Origin of the sequence: Trinickia acidisoli (assembly GCF_017315725.1) — a bacterium.
In the GTDB taxonomy this organism is placed as follows: Bacteria; Pseudomonadota; Gammaproteobacteria; order Burkholderiales; family Burkholderiaceae; genus Trinickia; species Trinickia acidisoli.
Window position 1 is genome coordinate 2,247,566 of sequence record NZ_JAFLRG010000002.1, and the last position, 17,177, is coordinate 2,264,742.

The window sequence follows — 17,177 nt, forward strand, 5'->3', positions numbered from 1 at the left end:
TTGATGAGTGGGTGTGGCGGGGATGGAAGTGGGGGAGTGACCGATGATACGGCGGTGCAGGCTTCATCGCTAATGCAGGTTGCGTCGCGATCGGGTTCGCCCGCGATACCCATTCCCGCCTCGGGCGCCTATTTCGGCGCATGGGCGAATCCCCAGGGCATAAAAGGGCCCACGGCCGACGAGGTCGAAAGTGCTACTCGAACGCTCGAGTCCCAGATTGGCCGAAAGCTGAGCTTGCACATGCACTACTTTCCTTGGAGAACAGGTAACGTACCCGCCTTTCCGGATGCGACCATGCAGTTCGATCTGAAAGCGGGGCGTACGCCCGTCGTGACATGGGCCTGTGGGGACATGAACGCGAACGTCGCCGCTGGTGCCGACGATCAACTGATCATCGACACCGCCAATGCAGTGAAGCAGTTCGGTGCACCGATGTTCATTCGCTGGTATTGGGAAATGAATTTGCCCGCGGGGACCAACAATCAGGACTGTATGGGCAACGACGGTGCCGCGGGCTACATCGCGGCTTGGCGACACATCCACGACGTCTTCAAAGCCCAAGGTGTCACCAATGTGTCGTGGCTATGGAATCCCGCGGGTGCCAGCACGAACGCCGATTCATCGCCCTACTATCCGGGCGATGGCTATGTGGACTGGATCGGCTTCGATGGCTATGACAAGGTCGAGGCGCATGACTTCGGTCCGATCCTCAATAGCTTCTACGCCGCGTTCAGTTCTCACGGCAAGCCGATGTTGATCGCGGAAACGGGGGAATGCGCGGCCGTGCAATCCACCTATCTAGCTTTGGCGCAAGCTGAAATCGAAAGCAAGAACAATCCCGGTGGATATGCGTTCCCACTCGTGAAAGGCTTCATGTATTTCGATGCCCCTGGTCACTATCCGCCCTGTCCGTGGGTTTTCGGCGCAGCCGGAACGACGGCGTTTGCGGCAATGGGCGCGGACAGCTACTTCCAACAGAAGCCTTGACCGACTCGGCACGAGGTGCGGCGGGAGGCGACCTTCAGCATATTCAGGCGAATATGGTTCGACTCCCTGCTATCCGCAGCTATTGCGCGCCCTGTTTCAACGCACCGCTAATCCATCGCTCCTCGGATGCCATGAGGTGCGCGCGCATCGCCGTTTGCGCGGCAATCGGATCGCCAGCCTGAAAAGCCTTTAGCACGGCCTCGTGCTCCTGCACGGCCGCGGTCCATGTTTGCGCGCTCTCGGTGTGGCCACGCATGGCGGCAGCGATCGGATCGTGGCGACTGTCGAATAGTTCTCCCACATAACGACTGAGCACCGAATTCCCCGCGGCTTCGGCAATCAGCATATGAAATTGCCGATCCGCCTCAATGGGTGACTTGCCTGCGGCAGCGAGCCTACGCATCCGCTCCACGGTGCGGCGTAAGCGATCCAGCATCGCAGCGGTCATGTGCGCGGCGGCTAACACCACCACGTTGCCCTCGATAGCTGCCCGCGCCTGCATCAATTCCGACGGACTGTCGCCGAGTGCTCCCACTGCGCTCGCGTCGTCTGCACCGGTCTCACAGGCATAGACGCCCGAACCCATTCGGATCTCCACTTGGCCGCCTATCTCCAGCGCGATCAGTGCTTCGCGTAGCGACGGGCGCGAGACGCCCAGCTTCAACGCCAGCTCGCGTTCGGGGGGCAGGCGTTCTCCTGCGGGGAATTCGCCCTGACGAATCAACGCGAGGATCTGTGTGGCGACGGATTGGTAAAGCCGCTTTGGTTCTGTCGATTTCATGATGCCAGTGATTGTGCCGCTGAGATGGAGGGCTCAGCTAGGCAAGGAGTCTAGCACGATAGGCTGAAGTGCCATCCTGGTAGGCAGTTCTGCGTCAAATTAGGGTTTTCACTATTGGTAAGGTCAATGTTGATAACTAAAAATTGGCTTGACCATGTCAGTGAATAGAGCTTTAATTTGCACAAATTGGACTGACCACGCAGAAGCCGGGTTAGCCGTTCATAGGAGACGTAATGACAATGCCTCGCGATCCATCGAGCCTCGCCGGTGTCGATCGAGATGCCCCGGGCCGGGAAATCCTGCGCCTCGAGTGCATCGTGAAGCGCTTTCCCGGCGTCGTCGCCCTCGATGGCATTCATCTCGACCTGCGGGCTGGCGAAGTTCATGCGGTCTGCGGCGAGAACGGAGCAGGGAAATCGACACTGATGAAAATCATCAGCGGTCAGTACCTGCCGGACGAAGGCGCCATTCGTTACCGCGGCGAGCCGGTGCGATTCGTGTCGACTTCCGAAGCGCAGGCGGCCGGCATCGCGATCATTCATCAGGAACTGAACCTCGTTCCGCATTTGAGCGTGGCGGAGAACCTCTTTCTCGCTCGTGAGCCGAAGCGAGGGCCGTTCGTCGATACCCGCAAGCTCAACGCCGACGCAGTGCGGTGCTTGGAGCGAATTGGCTTGGATGTCGCGCCTACGACGCTGGTGGGTACGCTGTCCATCGCGCAGCAGCAAATGGTGGAGATTGCCAAGGCGCTTTCGTTCGATGCGCACGTGCTGATCATGGACGAGCCGACCTCATCGTTGACCGAGTCGGAAACGGTTCAGCTCTTTCGCATCATCAAGGAGTTGCGCGCAGCCGGTGTCGCCATCCTTTACATCTCGCATCGCCTCGACGAAATGGCGCAGATCGTGGACCGCGTCACGATCTTGCGCGACGGCCGATATATCTCGACCGACGACTTCGCGGCGCTGACCGTGAACGACATCGTCGCGCGCATGGTGGGGCGCTCCCTCGACGATGCGTACCCCACGCGGCAATCGGTGCCGACCGAGGACGTGTTGCTCAGCGCGCGGGATTTACGCCGCGACGGCGTCTTCGGGCCCGTTTCGTTCGAACTGCGCAGAGGCGAAATTCTCGGTTTCGCCGGCCTCATGGGCGCAGGCCGTACCGAGGTTGCCCGAGCAGTTTTTGGCGCTGACCGGTTGGAGGATGGATCGATCGAGCTGCACGGCGTACCCGTCACGATTCGCTCGCCGCGCGAAGCGATCCGCCATGGCATCGCTTATCTGTCGGAGGACCGCAAGCAAGAAGGTCTTGCGCTCGGGATGTCGGTCGCCGCGAACATCACGCTTGCCAACGTAGCCGGTATTTCGTCGCGTGCGCGCTTCCTGCGCTTTCATGAAGAAGCTGTCGTTGCGCGTCGCTATGTGCATGAGTTGGCCATCCGCACACCGTCGGTCGACCAGATCGTGCGCAACTTGTCGGGTGGAAATCAGCAGAAGGTCGTGATCGGCAAATGGCTGTACCGAGGGTCGCGAATTCTGTTCTTCGATGAGCCCACGCGCGGGATCGACGTGGGGGCGAAGTTTGCCATTTACGGGCTGATGGATCGGCTCGCCGCGGATGGTGTGGGGGTCGTGTTGATCAGTTCGGAATTGCCCGAACTGCTCGGTATGACCGATCGAATCGCCGTTTTTCACGAAGGCCGGATCACGGCCGTTCTCGAAACGAAACAAACCAGTCAGGAGGAGATCATGCACTTTGCTTCGGGGCGTACATATGCTTGAAATGACATCGGATCGGAGCCAAGCCGCCGATCGCTCGGCCCGGAAGCGGCGCCGCGACCTCATCCAGAAGTTCGCGGCATTGGGCAGCTTGGTTGCACTCGTGATCGCGTTTTCGATTACCAGTTCGGCGTTCTTTTCGGTCGGCAACATGATGACCGTCTCGCTGCAAGTGACGTCGATCGCCTATCTCGGCGTTGCGGCCACCTGCGTGATCATCACGGGCGGGATCGATCTATCGGTCGGCTCGGTGCTTGCGCTCGCGGGTGTGTCGGCCGCATTGCTCGTGAAAGTCGGGATGCCGGTGCCGGTCGCCATGCTCTGCGGGGTCTTGGTCGGTGCGCTGTGCGGATTCGTCAACGGCATCTGCGTGACGCGCATGGGCTTGCCGCCGTTCATCGCGACGCTAGGCATGATGCTCGTCGCGCGTGGCCTCGCACTTGAGATTACGGGGGCGCGTCCCGTCTCGGACCTTGGCAACGCCTTCGGTGCGCTCGGCAATGGCGCATTGTTCCGCATCTCGCACATCGGTGCGGACGGGTTTCCGGACACGACGTTTCCGGGCATTCCCTATCCCGTCGTCATCATGGTCGTGCTGTTCATCGCGGGCGCGGTGCTCTTGTCGAAGACATCGCTCGGCCGCCACATCTATGCGGTCGGTTCCAATGCCGAGGCGGCTCGGCTTTCCGGCGTCGACGTGCGAGGCGTCACGCTCTTCACCTATGTGCTCTCGGGTGCATTGGCCGGCGTAACGGGCTGCGTATTGATGTCGCGTCTCGTGACCGGGCAGCCGAACGAAGGCGTCATGTACGAACTCGATGCGATCGCCAGTGCGGTGATCGGCGGGACGTCGCTGATGGGAGGCGTGGGCACGATCTCGGGCACGGCCATTGGTGCGTTCGTCATCGGCGTTCTGCGCAATGGGCTGAACATGAACGGAGTATCGAGCTTCATTCAGCAGATCATCATCGGCGTCGTGATTCTGGGCACCGTTTGGATCGACCAATTGCGAAGCCGGAAGCGGTGATCAAAACCGGTGATCAAACTCGTTAGTCAAGCGCGGTAATCAAACGAAGTTCAACCACGAGAAAGAGGAGCGAGACATGAAGAGGTTTTCCATCTTGGCGGGCGCCGCATTGATGTGCGCGGCGTTCAGCGCGGGTGCGTATGCCGAGGGCGGCGAGATCGCCGTGATCGTCAAGACCGTCAATTCGAATTACTGGCAAAACGTGCAGAAAGGCGCGAAGTCCGCGCTCGGCGAATCGAAGGGCTATACGATGACCTTCCAAGGCCCGGCTGCCGAATCCGATATCGCGGACGAAGTCAACATGGTCGAGAACGCCGTCAATCGGCACGTTGCAGGCATCGTGCTCGCGCCGTCCGATCCCGATGCGCTCGTGCCTGCCGTCAAGAAAGCGTGGGAAGCGCACATTCCTGTCGTGCTGATCGACTCCGCGTTGTCCGATGCCGGCAAGCAGTATTACCAGTCGTTCTTGTCGACCGACAACGAGAAGGCAGGAGAGTTGTGCGCGAAGGCGCTGATCGATCGCGTCGGCCAGACCGGCAAGATCGCGCTCATGTCCTATGTGCCGGGCGCGGGATCGGAAATCGGGCGCGTTGGGGGCTTCCGAAAATATATTGCCGCGCACTCGAAGCTGCAGATCATCGGCCCGTACTACTCGCAATCGCAGATGGCAACCGCGCTCAATCAGACCACCGACGTTCTGTCCGCGAATCCGGACTTGAAGGGCATCTTCGGCGCGAACGAGCCCACCGCAGTCGGAATGGGGCGTGCGCTCAAACAATCCAGTAAGGCCGGCAAACTCGTTGCCATCGGTTTCGACGGCAACCAGGATCTACAAGGCTTCGTGCGCGACGGCACGATTCAGGGGATCGCCGTTCAGGGCTCCTATCAAATGGGATTCAAGGGCATTCAAGCCGTGGTCAACGTCATCGAACATAAGCCTGTCGCGAAGGATATCGATACGGGCGTCGTGATGGTCGACAAGCAAAACCTCGATTCGTCCGAAGCGAAGAACGTTCTCTATTGATGATGACCGCCGCCTGCGTCGATTTCCATATTCGATCGGCGCAGGTCCGCTTACCGCATTTCTTCAACGACAGATGCTTTCTCGATCGCGTCCCTCGACCATGAACGCTTGTGAAATACGTACCTTGCCGCGCAGCGGACTCGGGCTCACTGCCTTGGGTCTTGGCTGCTCTCAACTCGGCGGTTTGTACCGTCCAATGTCGTGGGCAGACTCGGCCGCACTCATCGACGCGGCATGGTCCGCGGGCCTGCGCTATTTCGATACGGCGCCTTACTACGGCTATACGCTTTCAGAGCGGCGCGTGGGTCAAGCGCTCGCGGCCCGCGAGCGTGACGTGTTTTCGCTGAGCACGAAAGTGGGCCGCTTGATGCGCCCCGATATGAACGTGCGGCCAGGAGACGATGGCTGGGCCGAACCGTTGCCCTTTAGGCCGTTCTTCGATTACAGCTACGGCGGCATCATGCGCTCGTACGAGGACAGCCAACAGCGGCTTGGGACTGGACGGCTCGACATCCTCTACGTGCACGACATCGGGACGATGACGCACGGCGATCGCAATGGGCATTACTGGGCCCAACTGACTGAGGGCCGCGGGTTTCGAGCACTGGAGGAATTGCGAGCGAGCGGCGCGGTACGTGCGATCGGTCTCGGCGTGAACGAGTGGGAGATCGCGGTCGATGCGATGAATGAAGTGCTGCTGGACGTCATTCTGCTTGCCGGCCGCTATACGTTACTTGAACAGTTGGCACTGGAGCCGCTGCTCGATCCCTGCGCGCGTGCGCAGACCGCCATCGTCGTGGGCGGTGTTTTCAACTCTGGCGTGCTGGCCGGCAATGGCAAGTTCAACTATGGAGATGCGCCCGCCGCGGTTGTCGAGAAGGTGCGTCGCTTGACTGCACTGTGCGAGCGTTTCGATGTTCCGCTTCCGTCCGCCGCGCTGCAATTCCCGTTTGCGCATCCGGCCGTCGTTTCGTGTGTCGTGGGTGTGCGAAGCATCGCGCAACTGCAGCAGAACATCGCGTGGTTCGAGCGGCCCTTGCCGGCGCGATTTTGGCAGGCTGTGAGCGACGAAGGGCTGGTGGCCGCGAATGCACCCATTCCCAAGGGGCAAGCATGATGGGGCGTATTGCGGCAACGCTTGATTTGACCAAGAGGACATCAATATGCTTAGCGTGATTTGCGAATCACCCGGAGTGCTGCGCACGCAGCAATGCGATCCACCAGTCCGAGCCGCCGGTGAAGTATTGCTGCGCGTGTGTCGTGTCGGAATTTGCGGTACCGATTTGCACATTTTCACGGGCAATCAGCCGTATCTCGAGTATCCGCGCGTGATGGGTCACGAGTTTTCCGCGGTGGTCGTCGAAGCGGAACACGACTCGGGATTGGCCCCAGGAGACGGCGTGTACGTCATGCCGTATTTGTCATGCGGCCGCTGCATTGCGTGCCGTCAGGGGAAAACCAACTGTTGTGTCGACATCAAGGTGCTGGGCGTGCATCGTGACGGCGCGCTCACCGAATATCTGAGCGTACCCGCGCAGTTCGTCCATAAAGCCGAAGGCGTCACGCTCGATCAGGCTGCGATGCTCGAATTCTTGGCGATCGGGGCGCATGCGGTGCGACGGGCCGACGTATTACCCGATCAGCGCGTACTGGTGGTCGGAGCGGGCCCGATCGGCATGGCTGCCATGATCTTTGCGAAGCTGCGCGGCGCCAACGTAACGTGCCTCGATACGCGTTCCGATCGTCTCGCGTTTTGCAAGACTCAACTGGGTATGGACGCTGCTGTCGCGGTGGGCCCGACTGATACGGAGCAACTTGCATCGCTATCGAACAACGAGTTCTTCGATGTCGTCTTCGATGCAACAGGGAACATCGACGCGATGAATCGCGGCTTCGGCTTTGTCGCACATGGTGGCAAATACACGTTGATCTCTATCGTGCAGGGCCAGGTGATGTTCTCCGATCCCGAATTCCATAAGCGCGAGACCACTTTGCTCGCGAGCCGAAACGCCACCGCTGCCGATTTCGAAATTGTGCTCGAGGCGATGCGCGCGGGCCGCATTCCAGATCAAGCGCTCAATACGCACCGCATGCGGCTTGAAGATGTACCGGAGGCGCTTCCCCGTTTGCTGGAGCCGGGGCAGACCGTGGTGAAAGCCTTGGTGGAATGCTGAGCGGATGCACTGAGCCGTCAGGATAAGCCGCATGAGCGAACCCATACTTCAATTCGGCACGAGCCGATTTCTTCTGGCGCACGTCGCCCTATTCGTATCGCAGGCGCTCGAGCGTGGCGATGCGATGGGGGGCATCAACGTCGTTCAGACGACCGGGAATCCAGTCAGCCACGCGCGCGCCGCGGCGCTCTCACGACCGGGCGGGTATCCGGTTCGGATTCGCGGGAGCGAGCGCGGTGGGATCGTGGATAAAGTCATCGTTTGCGATGCCATCCGCACGGCTTGGATTGCCGATCGAGATTGGGCGGCGGTGCGCCGCGCGGCGATCGAAGACGTGCGTGTGATCGTATCGAACACCGGCGACATAGGCTATCGACTCGATGAGCGCGACTCATCGGGCCTGCTTGCAGATGACGCCGCCGTACCACGCAGCTATCCCGCGAAACTGCTCGCGTTGCTCCATTCACGCTGGCGTGAGCGTGCCCTCGATGGCGTGTCGATTTTTCCGTGCGAATTGGTCGAGAACAATGGCGACACCTTGCGCGAGATCGTGCTCGATATTGCGCGGCAATGGGCGCTGCCCGAGTCGTTCGTCGACTATTTGCGGGAGCAGTGTGTCTGGGTGAATTCGCTCGTAGACCGGATCGTATCCGCACCGATCGATCCGATAGGTGCAGTGGCCGAGCCATACGCGCTCTGGGCTATCGAGCGGCGTCCCGGCATGGAACTGCCGTGCGTGCACGAGAACATCGTGCTAGCGGATGACCTACGCAGTTATGAGCGATTGAAATTGTTCTTTCTCAACCTTGGCCATAGTTGGTTGGCGGAGCAGTGGATCGCCGAGCGGCGGCCGTCATCCGAAACGGTTCTCGATGCGATGAACGATCCACACCTGCGCACCGGAATCGAGACCGTCTGGCAAGAAGAAGTCTTGCCGGTTTTCGTCGCGATGGGCTTGCGCGATCAGGCCGAGCACTACATAGCCAGCGTGCGCGAGCGATTCATCAATCCGTATCTCGATCATCGAATCGCGGACATTGCGCAAAACCATGTCGAGAAGGTTAAAAGGCGCGTGCTCCCCTTGATCGAATTCGCAGACCTGCTGTCGGTGCAAGCAGCCCAGCCGCGCTTGCGTGGCGTGCTCGCGAAACACGGACTCATTTCGTAAAGGGGTATAGGCACCATGACAGATCGGATGGTCGTGCTTCTACACGACGACGACAACGTGGCGGTAACGCTGCGCGCAGTGGAAGAGGGTGAGCACGTCGACGTAGGCGGACATCGAGTGCGCGTGCTGACGAACGTTCCCGCAGGTCACAAGATTGCAACGCGAGACATCGCGGGCGGCGCGCAAGTCACCAAGTATCGACAGGCCATCGGAATGGCGCTGTGCGACATCGCGGCGGGCGAGCACGTCCACGTACATAACGTCGGCATGCCCGAACACCGCGAGCACGGGCGGCCAATGGACGATTCGCCTCGCCCGGTTCGCGCGGACGCACGTTCGGACACGTTCATGGGTTTCGTGCGGCCCGGCGGCCAGGTCGGAACGCGCAACTACATCGGCGTGATTGCGAGCGTCAATTGTTCGGCGAGTGTCTGCCATGCGATCGCCGATGCGTTCAAGGGCGATGCGATGGCTGCATTCGGCAATGTCGATGGCGTCGTCGCCATTACGCACCAGAGCGGATGCGCGATGCCGTCGGCAGGAGACGGCATCGCGCTGTTGCGCCGCACGCTGACGGGTTACGCGCGGAATCCGAACTTTGCGGGCGTGCTGCTCGTCGGGCTTGGTTGCGAGGTCAACCAAGTCGGTGCGCTGGCCGAGTTGCTCGCGCCGCTCGACGCGTGCCCGACAAGAATGCTTGTGATACAGGATGAGGGCGGTGTCCGCGAGACGATCAGTCGCGGAGTCGCAATCGTCCAAGAACTGCTCGATGTGGCCAACCGTGCAACCCGCACGGTGGTGCCCGCTGCGAGACTCAAGTTAGGGCTCCAATGCGGCGGCTCCGATGGCTATTCGGGAATGACGGCCAATCCTGTGCTCGGCGTCGCCGTGGACTTGCTCGTGCGTCATGGTGGAACGGCGATCCTCTCCGAGACGCCGGAAATCTACGGGGCCGAGCATCTATTGACGGCTCGAGCCGCATCGAGCGATGTGGCCGAACGTCTGCTCGAAAAGCTGCGCTGGTGGGAACGCTATGCGGCCGCAGGCGGGGGCGAACTGAACAATAATCCGTCTCCGGGAAACAAGGCGGGTGGAATTACGACCATTCTTGAAAAGTCACTGGGCGCGGTATCGAAGGGGGGAAGCTCCGCGCTCAAAGCCGTGTACGACTATGCCGACGCCGTACGCGAATGCGGTTTGGTATTCATGGATACGCCCGGCTATGACCCTGTGTCCGCAACCGGGCAAATCGCGGGCGGTGCGAATCTGATTTGTTTTACGACCGGACGCGGCTCCGTATTTGGTTCGAAGCCGGTTCCGACGATCAAGGTTGCAACGACCACGAGCCTTTTCGAGCGCATGCGTTCCGATATGGACTTCAACAGCGGCCCAATCGTCGATGGATCGCTCAGTGTCGAAGAGGCCGGCGCGCAGCTATTTCGGCTCATGTTGTCCGTCGCATCGGGACAGAAAACATGCAGCGAAGTCAACGGTATGGGTGATCGCGAGTTCGTGCCGTGGTTGCAGGGCGCGGTTATGTAGGGAGCGAACGTGGCTCGTTATGCGCGGTCGTTGAAGACGATCTATCGGGAACAAGCGTCGATGGATAACGCAGCGTTTGAATCTGTCGTTGAGGAAGTCAAACAGGAGTTTGGGTTGACTGCGCTGGAGCGGCGCTTGTTGGGCGAAGCACTCGTATTGCTCGCCGATACGCGCACGCGGGCATTGCAGCTCACTACCGAGTTTAGCCGCCGGCAAGGCCGTGCCGCTCCAGACGTTCACGACTTTCAGCTTCCCGCGATCATCGATCTGCAACGGCGATTCTGCGGGCAGCAGCAACCCTTGATTGAATAACTAGGTTCGGCGGGCATGACCGCTTTGACGCATCGCCGGGCGACCGCAGCGACAGGGAATGGTATGTTGAAAAGCCTCACTTTTCGTACGAGCATCACGATTGTCATTGCCGCGTTCTTCGCGATTTTGCTCGCGTCGAGCATGGTGGGCGTCGGCGCGCTGAGGCTGAGCAACGATGCCTTGCGCGAGATGTATGAGAGCGACACGCAGTCGCTTGTCGCGCTGGAGACCAGTGACGCCGTGCTGCAACGTGTGCGGGTATCGCTCGATAGCTACCAGGCGCTATACGCGCTCGGCGACACCGAACCGGCGTTATTGGCGGCGGCGCGCCAGGGAATCGCCGAATCCGATCAGGCTTTCGCACGTTTCGTGGCGCTGCAGTCCCGCTTTCCGGAAGCACGGGCGGCTACGGGGTTGCTCGAGAGCCAACGTCGTGCTGTCCTCGACAAGGTGGTGCTGCCCGGCCTTCTTGCGCTGGAGAGCATGAATTTCGGCAACTTCAAGGCGCTGCAGGGTAAGGACTCAGAAACGCTGGCCAAGGTCTATGAAGCCGGTATGAACGCGCGGGAGCGTGCTGTCATAGACGGTCAACGCGTGCGTTATGCGAGCGCACAAGTCAGATTCCAATGGATGACCGGCATGCTGGTGATCACGTTGTTGATCGCGCTCGTGCTCGGCGTTTTCGCGCGCGCGATGCTGATTCGCGTCGTGGTGCGCCCCGTTTCTCAGGTGATGGCGCATCTTCAGCGCATCGCATCGGGCAATTTGAGCGCAGAGGTGCGAGTCGAGTATCACAACGAAATGGGCGCTGTGCTCACCGATCTTGGAACGATGCAGCATTCGCTCGTCGAAATGGTGCGCAGCGTGAGAAATAGCACGGAGACGATCAGCGTCGGCGCGCAGGAAATCGCATTGGGCAACGCGGATCTCTCACGACGTACCGAACAGCAGGCGGCTTCGCTGGAGCGTACCGCCGCGAACATGAAGCAGTTGACAGCCAGCGTCAAGAGCAATGCCGAACACGCTCGTCAAGCCAGCGAACGCGCATTGCAGGCATCGCGGACCGCGGCGGCCGGGGGGCAGGTCGTGAGCGACGTGGTCCGGACCATGCAGGGCATTGCCGTTCATTCGAGCAAGATTGCCGAGATCGTTCGCCTGATCGACAGCGTCGCGTTTCAGACGAACATCCTTGCTCTGAATGCCGCGGTCGAGGCGGCGCGGGCCGGCGAACTGGGGCGCGGATTCGCGGTGGTTGCACACGAAGTGCGCAACCTCGCACAACGTTGTGCGGATGCGGCGAAGGAGATCAAGCTGCTGATCGATGAGACCGTCGACAAGATTTCCGAAGGATCCATGCTTGCCGATCGGGCGGGCCATACGATGAGCGACATCGTGTCGTCGTTCGAAACGGTCAGCGAATTGACGGCCGAGATCTGCACGGCCGTCCAAGTGCAAAGCGGCAGTATCGAGGGGATGAATCGAGCCGTCATGGACATCGACGTGGCCACACAAAAGAACGCAGCATTGGTCGAAGAGGTGAGCGCGGCGGCAACGTCGCTCGAAGGGGAAGCGTCGGTGCTCATCGATGCCGTGGCGGTGTTCAAACTGATTTCGGGCGGTGCGGTGTCAGACTCGACTCCCCTTACTAAGGAATGAATGCCTGTACGCGAGTGCCGTGAAGGATGCCGCTGCGTCATCATCCGGCAAGGGGCGTTCGGCCCGTGCGCAGCATGAGAATCGAAGGCGACGGGCGCTACAAAAGACGGTACTTAAGCGCGCCTTATAGACAGATTAAGCGGCGCTTACGATTGGGGTTCGCGATACGCGTGCCGCTACCTTGGGGTTCATCTACGTTTGTTCAGACATCGATACGTTGCGCGTATAGGTAAGCGAACGCAGTTCGATGCGAACCAGAGGGCCCCGCGATGCGTAACTTCGTGCAGAACTTCGATTACGGGCAGATCTTTCGGGCCGACTCGCCGATCCTCGTCGTGACGCCTCATACGGGTGTCTTCGTCCCTGCCGATCTGCTCGCCTATCCCGCTTGGCGGGACGTTCCGGAACGCGCTGCCGATCCCGCGGGAATGGCGGTGCAAACGGCGGCACCGAGCTGCGGTGTTTCATCGATCTCGGCGTGCTATCACCCCTGCGTGATCGATCTGAACGTGGCGGCCGTCGAGCGGCCGCTGCCGCACCGCGTGGATCGCAAAGGGCTATGTCGCACTCATACGGCGCGGGGGCAAGCACTGTATGCTCCGGGTTGCGAGCCGTCGGACGAGGAGGTGGCGGCACGCGTGCAAGCGCATTGGCTTCCCTTTCATGCGGCGGTCTCGTCAGAACTGACTCGCTTGAGAAAGCTGCACGACAACGTTCTCCTACTCGTATTTCATGCAAGTTTCTGGCTATCGCCCTATCGCGACCAACTCGCCACCTCCGACTGCAATATCGGCACGGCGCGCGGTAGGGCCTGCGATCGGCGGCTGGTATCGGCGCTGACGGAGCAGGTCAAGGCGGACGGTCACTCTTGGGTGGTCAACGGTAGGGTTGCCGACGTATTCGCGGCCGAGCACTATGGCTTGCCCGAAGGCGGTATCCACGCCATGGAAGTCGAAATCGCGGGCCGCTGGCGCGCGGATTTCGAACGGCAAGTGCAACTCGGGCCGAGCGGTGAGGAGTTCGCCGCATCGGTGGCCGCCTTGTTTGCCGCGCTCGAACGTGCGCTGCGTGCGTTGCCGGCATCGCAAGACGCCGCACGCCTTGCGATGCCGGCGCGTGACAGCGCAAATTAACCATTCGGAGAGTCTTCCGCTTCAGCCTTCAATTCGCCGGGGCATCCATGCTACATTCCGATGTCACCGCACAGCAGACCATGAAAGAGAGCGTACCCGACCCATATCCCGACTGGAGCCTTTTGGCGAGCTGGGTAGCCGTCGTCGAGGCCGGCTCGATCTCCGACGCCGCCGATCGGCTCGCCATATCGCAGGCCGGTGTTTCGCAGCGCATCAAGGCGCTCGAGACGTTATTGGATACGACGCTGCTCGATCGTACGACGCGCCCGGCTCGGCCGACCGCGGCGGGTCAGCGCTTGTTCGAGCACGCTACGGTGCTGCTCAGAGGTGCCGACGAGATGGTGGAGAGCGTGCGCAACGTCACGCGCGCGAAACGTGTGGTGGTGCGGCTCGGATGCGTCGATTCATTCGCAGCGACGATCGGGCCGATCATCATCAAGGCGCTATCAGGTACGTCGCACCAAATTCGCTTGTGGTCCGGCATTACGCCAACGCTCGATGCGCAGTTCGAGTCGCGCCAACTCGATATGGCGATAACGACCAATGGCATTTCCCAAGCGCCGGGCATCCGTCGGCAGAAGCTGTTTTCGGAGCCGTATTTCGTCGTATTGCCGGCGAGTTTCGAAGTCGACCGATTCACCACGCTTGCCGATCTGAGTCGAAACCTACCGTTCATCCGCTATAGCGCTCGCTCGGTGATCGGGCAGCACATCGATGCCTATCTGGCGTCGAACGCGGACAACGTCGAGCGGACATGCGAATTCGACGCCACCGATCCCATGCTGAGTCTCGTCGCTGCGGGCCTGGGCTTCGCCGTGACGACGCCGTTATGTCTGTGGCAATCCAGGCACTACGTGCCTGATCTCCGCGTGGTGCCGCTGTCGTCGTTTTCTCATCACGGGCGGCCCTATCAAAGGTTGAGCCGTTCGTTCTTCCTGGCGTTTCGCGAAAACGAACTGGGCCATCTGCCGGCCGACATGTACGAGATGCTTCGGCAGTCGTTCGAGCGTCAGGTGTCGCGCGACATCGCGAAGGCGCTTTCGTTGAAGCCGGAAGAAATTTGCCTACCCGACGAAGAGTAGGCAGACGGGCTAACGATTCGGCATTGCGCTACACGCCGTGCGCCTTGAGGCGTGCGTCATACCAACGCGCAAATTGTTCGAGCTCGCCTTCCGTGTACTGCGAGAAGGGGCCCGGAACGTAGCCCGGGTCTTGCGTCCCGCTGTGCGTGTTGCCGACGAGTTCCGCGTCCTGCTGAGTGGTGGCGACCCACACTTCGGTCAGCGTTTGCAGATCGTAGTCGACACCTTCTATCGCATCTTCATGCACCAGCCACACCGTGCGCACCCGTGTCTTGTCCGGTGCGATCGGAATGGCGGTTGCGACAACCGCGTGGTCGCTCATCACGTGCGTCCAGGAATGATGCCCCCACATGTGTACGTCGCCGAGATCGCGGCGTTGTAAGTTGCCCAGCAGCTTCGTGCTCGCGACCTTGGTGTCCATCGTCTGCGATTCGCCGGCCCCGGCGATCACGAGCCGCTGCGAACGGAAATTCGTTTCGACGCTTTCGTCGAGCGATTCGAACAATTCGCAAAGATACCCGTCCTTCTCCCACTCTTCTTTGCGGGTGGCATTGTGCGCGAGGTACTGCTCGTAATCGTGCAGCGCGGCTTCGCTTTGCCCGTCGGGGCAGAAGCCGAAGTCGTGCGCAAGGAACGATTGAGTGAGTTCCGGATGCGTGGCGCCGCAGTGGTAGCACTCACGGTTGTTTTCCATGACGAGCTTCCAATTGCCGTTCTCGATGATCTCCATCTCGTACGCGATCTTCGTGCGCTGCATGTCGTGCGGCGCGAATCGCGGCGTCATGGCCGTCTCGAGCTTCGAGAAATCCTCGGGCGCTTCATCCGCAAGGCAAACGAAGATATGCGCACCGACCACCTTGATATGGACCGGGATCAGGCTTCGACAATTCGCGTCGAACTCCTTGCCCATATGCGACGTGTGACGCAGGCTGCCGTCCAAGTCGTACGTCCACTGGTGATACGGGCAAACCAGCATGCCGACGCTGGCCTTGCCGGCGTTCTTCATGAGGCGCGAGCCACGATGCCGGCAGATGTTTCGGTACGCGCGGACGTTTTCGTCGTCATCGCGCACGATCAAGATCGAGGCTTTGCCGATATCGATCGCGTATACATCGCCAGGCTCGGGCACGTCGGCCGTTACCGCAACGAGAATCCAGAGTTTGTGGAAAAAGACATCCATGTCCGTCTCGAACACGTCTTGTCGTCCAAAAAGCTCGCCGGGCATCCCGCATCCGGGTTGCCGGCTATCGAGCAGTTCGCGGTGGGTCTTGATGGGAATGACGGGCATCGTGTGCCTCCAGTAGGTTGTTTTTTGCAATGTTTTGCATCGAGCTATGTGCCGAGTATTGGAGTGGCGATGGGTAGCGTCAACGCGCTTTATTTTTCACATCGCATTACATTAAGTTATGCAGTGCCGGACGAGGCGGCTGTAGCCTCTCCCTCGCCTCCACGATCCGGTGCGGTTCAGGATGCGATGCCTACGCCTATCCGACTTGACTGATAGGGCGTTTGAACAGAGGATTTCGCAGCGGGAGGGGGGATCGAATCGGACTTCGAATCGGGACAACGAGCGGGCAAAGATGGAAAAGGGAACGAAGGGGTATCGACGTATCGTGCCGTCCTTGACGGCGCTGGTCGAATTCGAGGCGGTGGCCCGCTTGGGTAGCTTTACCCGCGCCGCGACCGAGTTGGGGGTGACCCAGGCCGCGGTCAGCCGGCAAGTGCGGTTTCTCGAGGAAGCGCTGGGCGTGCGCCTGTTCCATCGCTTGCATCGCTCGATCGCGCTCACCAACGAGGGCGAGGCGCTCTATGTCGTTGTGGCCGAATCGATGCAGAAGATTGCCGGTGTGTTCGATCGTCTGTCGATCGGTGCGGAGCAGCAGGAACTCGTGCTGGCGTCGACGGCGCCGTTCGCGCAACTACGATTGCTGCCGAGGCTTCCGAACCTGAAGCAACTCGATCCGCCCTTGCAGTTGCGATTGACCACGCAAATGTTTACGGCCGACCTTCGTCACGTCGAGGTCGATGTTGCGGTGCGCTATGGCGACGGCAACTGGGACGACGGTACGTCCGCCTTGTTGTTCGATGAAGAGATATTTCCCGTCTGCTCGCCCGGTTTTCGTGAGGAGAACGAAATATCGGAATCACTCGAGGCGCTTGCCGCTTTGCCGCTCATCGAATCCGATTCCACGTACGAAGGATGGATGGGCTGGGACGCGTGGTTTCGATCGGCGGGCCATCGTCCGGCCAGGCTGAACTACGTGCTTCGCAGCAGTCTGTACACGGATGCCGTTCAGGCGGCAAGGTATGGCCAAGGCGTCGCGCTCGGGTGGAGCCGGCTCGTACACGACTTGCTCGAAGCGGGCGACCTGGTGCGCTTGACGGCCGTATCGTGCAAACCGCGCGATGCCTACTACGTCATCGTCCCTCACGGCCGAACGATCACGCCGGCCGTTACGCGATTGATCGAGTGGTTGCGCGAAGACGCGCCTATTTGCTGAGTCGCGCGT

Annotated in this window: 15 protein-coding genes; 13 read left to right on the forward strand and 2 right to left on the reverse strand. The window is 60.5% G+C overall.

What is annotated here, in order from left to right; genetic code table 11:
* Positions 1-294: 294 nt before the first annotated feature.
* The gene (locus tag J3485_RS28305; RefSeq protein WP_206958026.1) at positions 295-987 is read left to right on the forward strand and encodes a glycoside hydrolase family 26 protein; all 693 of its coding nucleotides are present in this window, start codon (positions 295-297) and stop codon (positions 985-987) included.
* Between the two features lie 79 nt (positions 988-1,066).
* On the opposite strand, the gene J3485_RS28310 is transcribed toward J3485_RS28305, so the two are convergent.
* Entirely contained in the window at positions 1,067-1,768 is a 702-nt protein-coding gene (locus J3485_RS28310) for a FadR/GntR family transcriptional regulator (protein ID WP_206958028.1), read from the reverse strand.
* Positions 1,769-2,001: 233 nt separating this feature from the next.
* Between J3485_RS28310 and J3485_RS28315 the strand changes: the two genes are divergently transcribed.
* From J3485_RS28315 to J3485_RS28365, 11 genes are all read left to right on the forward strand, one after another.
* The gene (locus tag J3485_RS28315; protein ID WP_206958029.1) at positions 2,002-3,552 is read left to right on the forward strand and encodes a sugar ABC transporter ATP-binding protein; all 1,551 of its coding nucleotides are present in this window, start codon (positions 2,002-2,004) and stop codon (positions 3,550-3,552) included.
* Complete coding sequence (locus tag J3485_RS28320) at positions 3,545-4,576, forward strand: ABC transporter permease (RefSeq protein ID WP_206958031.1); 1,032 nt, start codon at positions 3,545-3,547, stop codon at positions 4,574-4,576. The genes J3485_RS28315 and J3485_RS28320 overlap by 8 nt, the downstream gene beginning before the upstream one ends.
* Before the next feature lie 76 nt (positions 4,577-4,652).
* Positions 4,653-5,600, forward strand: a complete 948-nt coding sequence (locus tag J3485_RS28325) for an ABC transporter substrate-binding protein (protein ID WP_206958033.1) — start codon at positions 4,653-4,655, stop codon at positions 5,598-5,600.
* Positions 5,601-5,700: 100 nt separating this feature from the next.
* Positions 5,701-6,717, forward strand: coding sequence for an aldo/keto reductase (locus J3485_RS28330; protein WP_206958035.1), 1,017 nt, complete (start codon positions 5,701-5,703; stop codon positions 6,715-6,717).
* A 46-nt stretch (positions 6,718-6,763) separates the two neighbouring features.
* Complete coding sequence (locus J3485_RS28335; protein ID WP_206958037.1) at positions 6,764-7,774, forward strand: zinc-binding alcohol dehydrogenase family protein; 1,011 nt, start codon at positions 6,764-6,766, stop codon at positions 7,772-7,774.
* A gap of 31 nt (positions 7,775-7,805) precedes the next feature.
* Positions 7,806-8,942: a mannitol dehydrogenase family protein gene (locus tag J3485_RS28340; RefSeq protein ID WP_206958039.1), complete on the forward strand. Its 1,137-nt coding sequence runs from the start codon at positions 7,806-7,808 to the stop codon at positions 8,940-8,942.
* Between the two features lie 15 nt (positions 8,943-8,957).
* Complete coding sequence (locus tag J3485_RS28345; RefSeq protein WP_206958041.1) at positions 8,958-10,484, forward strand: UxaA family hydrolase; 1,527 nt, start codon at positions 8,958-8,960, stop codon at positions 10,482-10,484.
* A 30-nt stretch (positions 10,485-10,514) separates the two neighbouring features.
* Positions 10,515-10,796: a hypothetical protein gene (locus tag J3485_RS28350; protein ID WP_242538963.1), complete on the forward strand. Its 282-nt coding sequence runs from the start codon at positions 10,515-10,517 to the stop codon at positions 10,794-10,796.
* A 63-nt stretch (positions 10,797-10,859) separates the two neighbouring features.
* A complete protein-coding gene (locus J3485_RS28355; protein WP_206958043.1) occupies positions 10,860-12,452 on the forward strand; it encodes a methyl-accepting chemotaxis protein in 1,593 nt (530 codons plus the stop codon).
* Between the two features lie 269 nt (positions 12,453-12,721).
* Complete coding sequence (locus J3485_RS28360) at positions 12,722-13,585, forward strand: N-formylglutamate amidohydrolase (RefSeq protein ID WP_242538964.1); 864 nt, start codon at positions 12,722-12,724, stop codon at positions 13,583-13,585.
* A 47-nt stretch (positions 13,586-13,632) separates the two neighbouring features.
* Complete coding sequence (locus J3485_RS28365; RefSeq protein WP_242538966.1) at positions 13,633-14,667, forward strand: LysR family transcriptional regulator; 1,035 nt, start codon at positions 13,633-13,635, stop codon at positions 14,665-14,667.
* A 28-nt stretch (positions 14,668-14,695) separates the two neighbouring features.
* Here J3485_RS28365 and J3485_RS28370 read toward each other — a convergent pair whose 3' ends face one another.
* A complete protein-coding gene (locus J3485_RS28370) occupies positions 14,696-15,955 on the reverse strand; it encodes an aromatic ring-hydroxylating oxygenase subunit alpha (RefSeq protein ID WP_206958045.1) in 1,260 nt (419 codons plus the stop codon).
* Between the two features lie 292 nt (positions 15,956-16,247).
* Between J3485_RS28370 and J3485_RS28375 the strand changes: the two genes are divergently transcribed.
* Positions 16,248-17,168, forward strand: a complete 921-nt coding sequence (locus tag J3485_RS28375) for a LysR substrate-binding domain-containing protein (protein ID WP_206958047.1) — start codon at positions 16,248-16,250, stop codon at positions 17,166-17,168.
* The last annotated feature ends 9 nt before the right edge of the window (positions 17,169-17,177 follow it).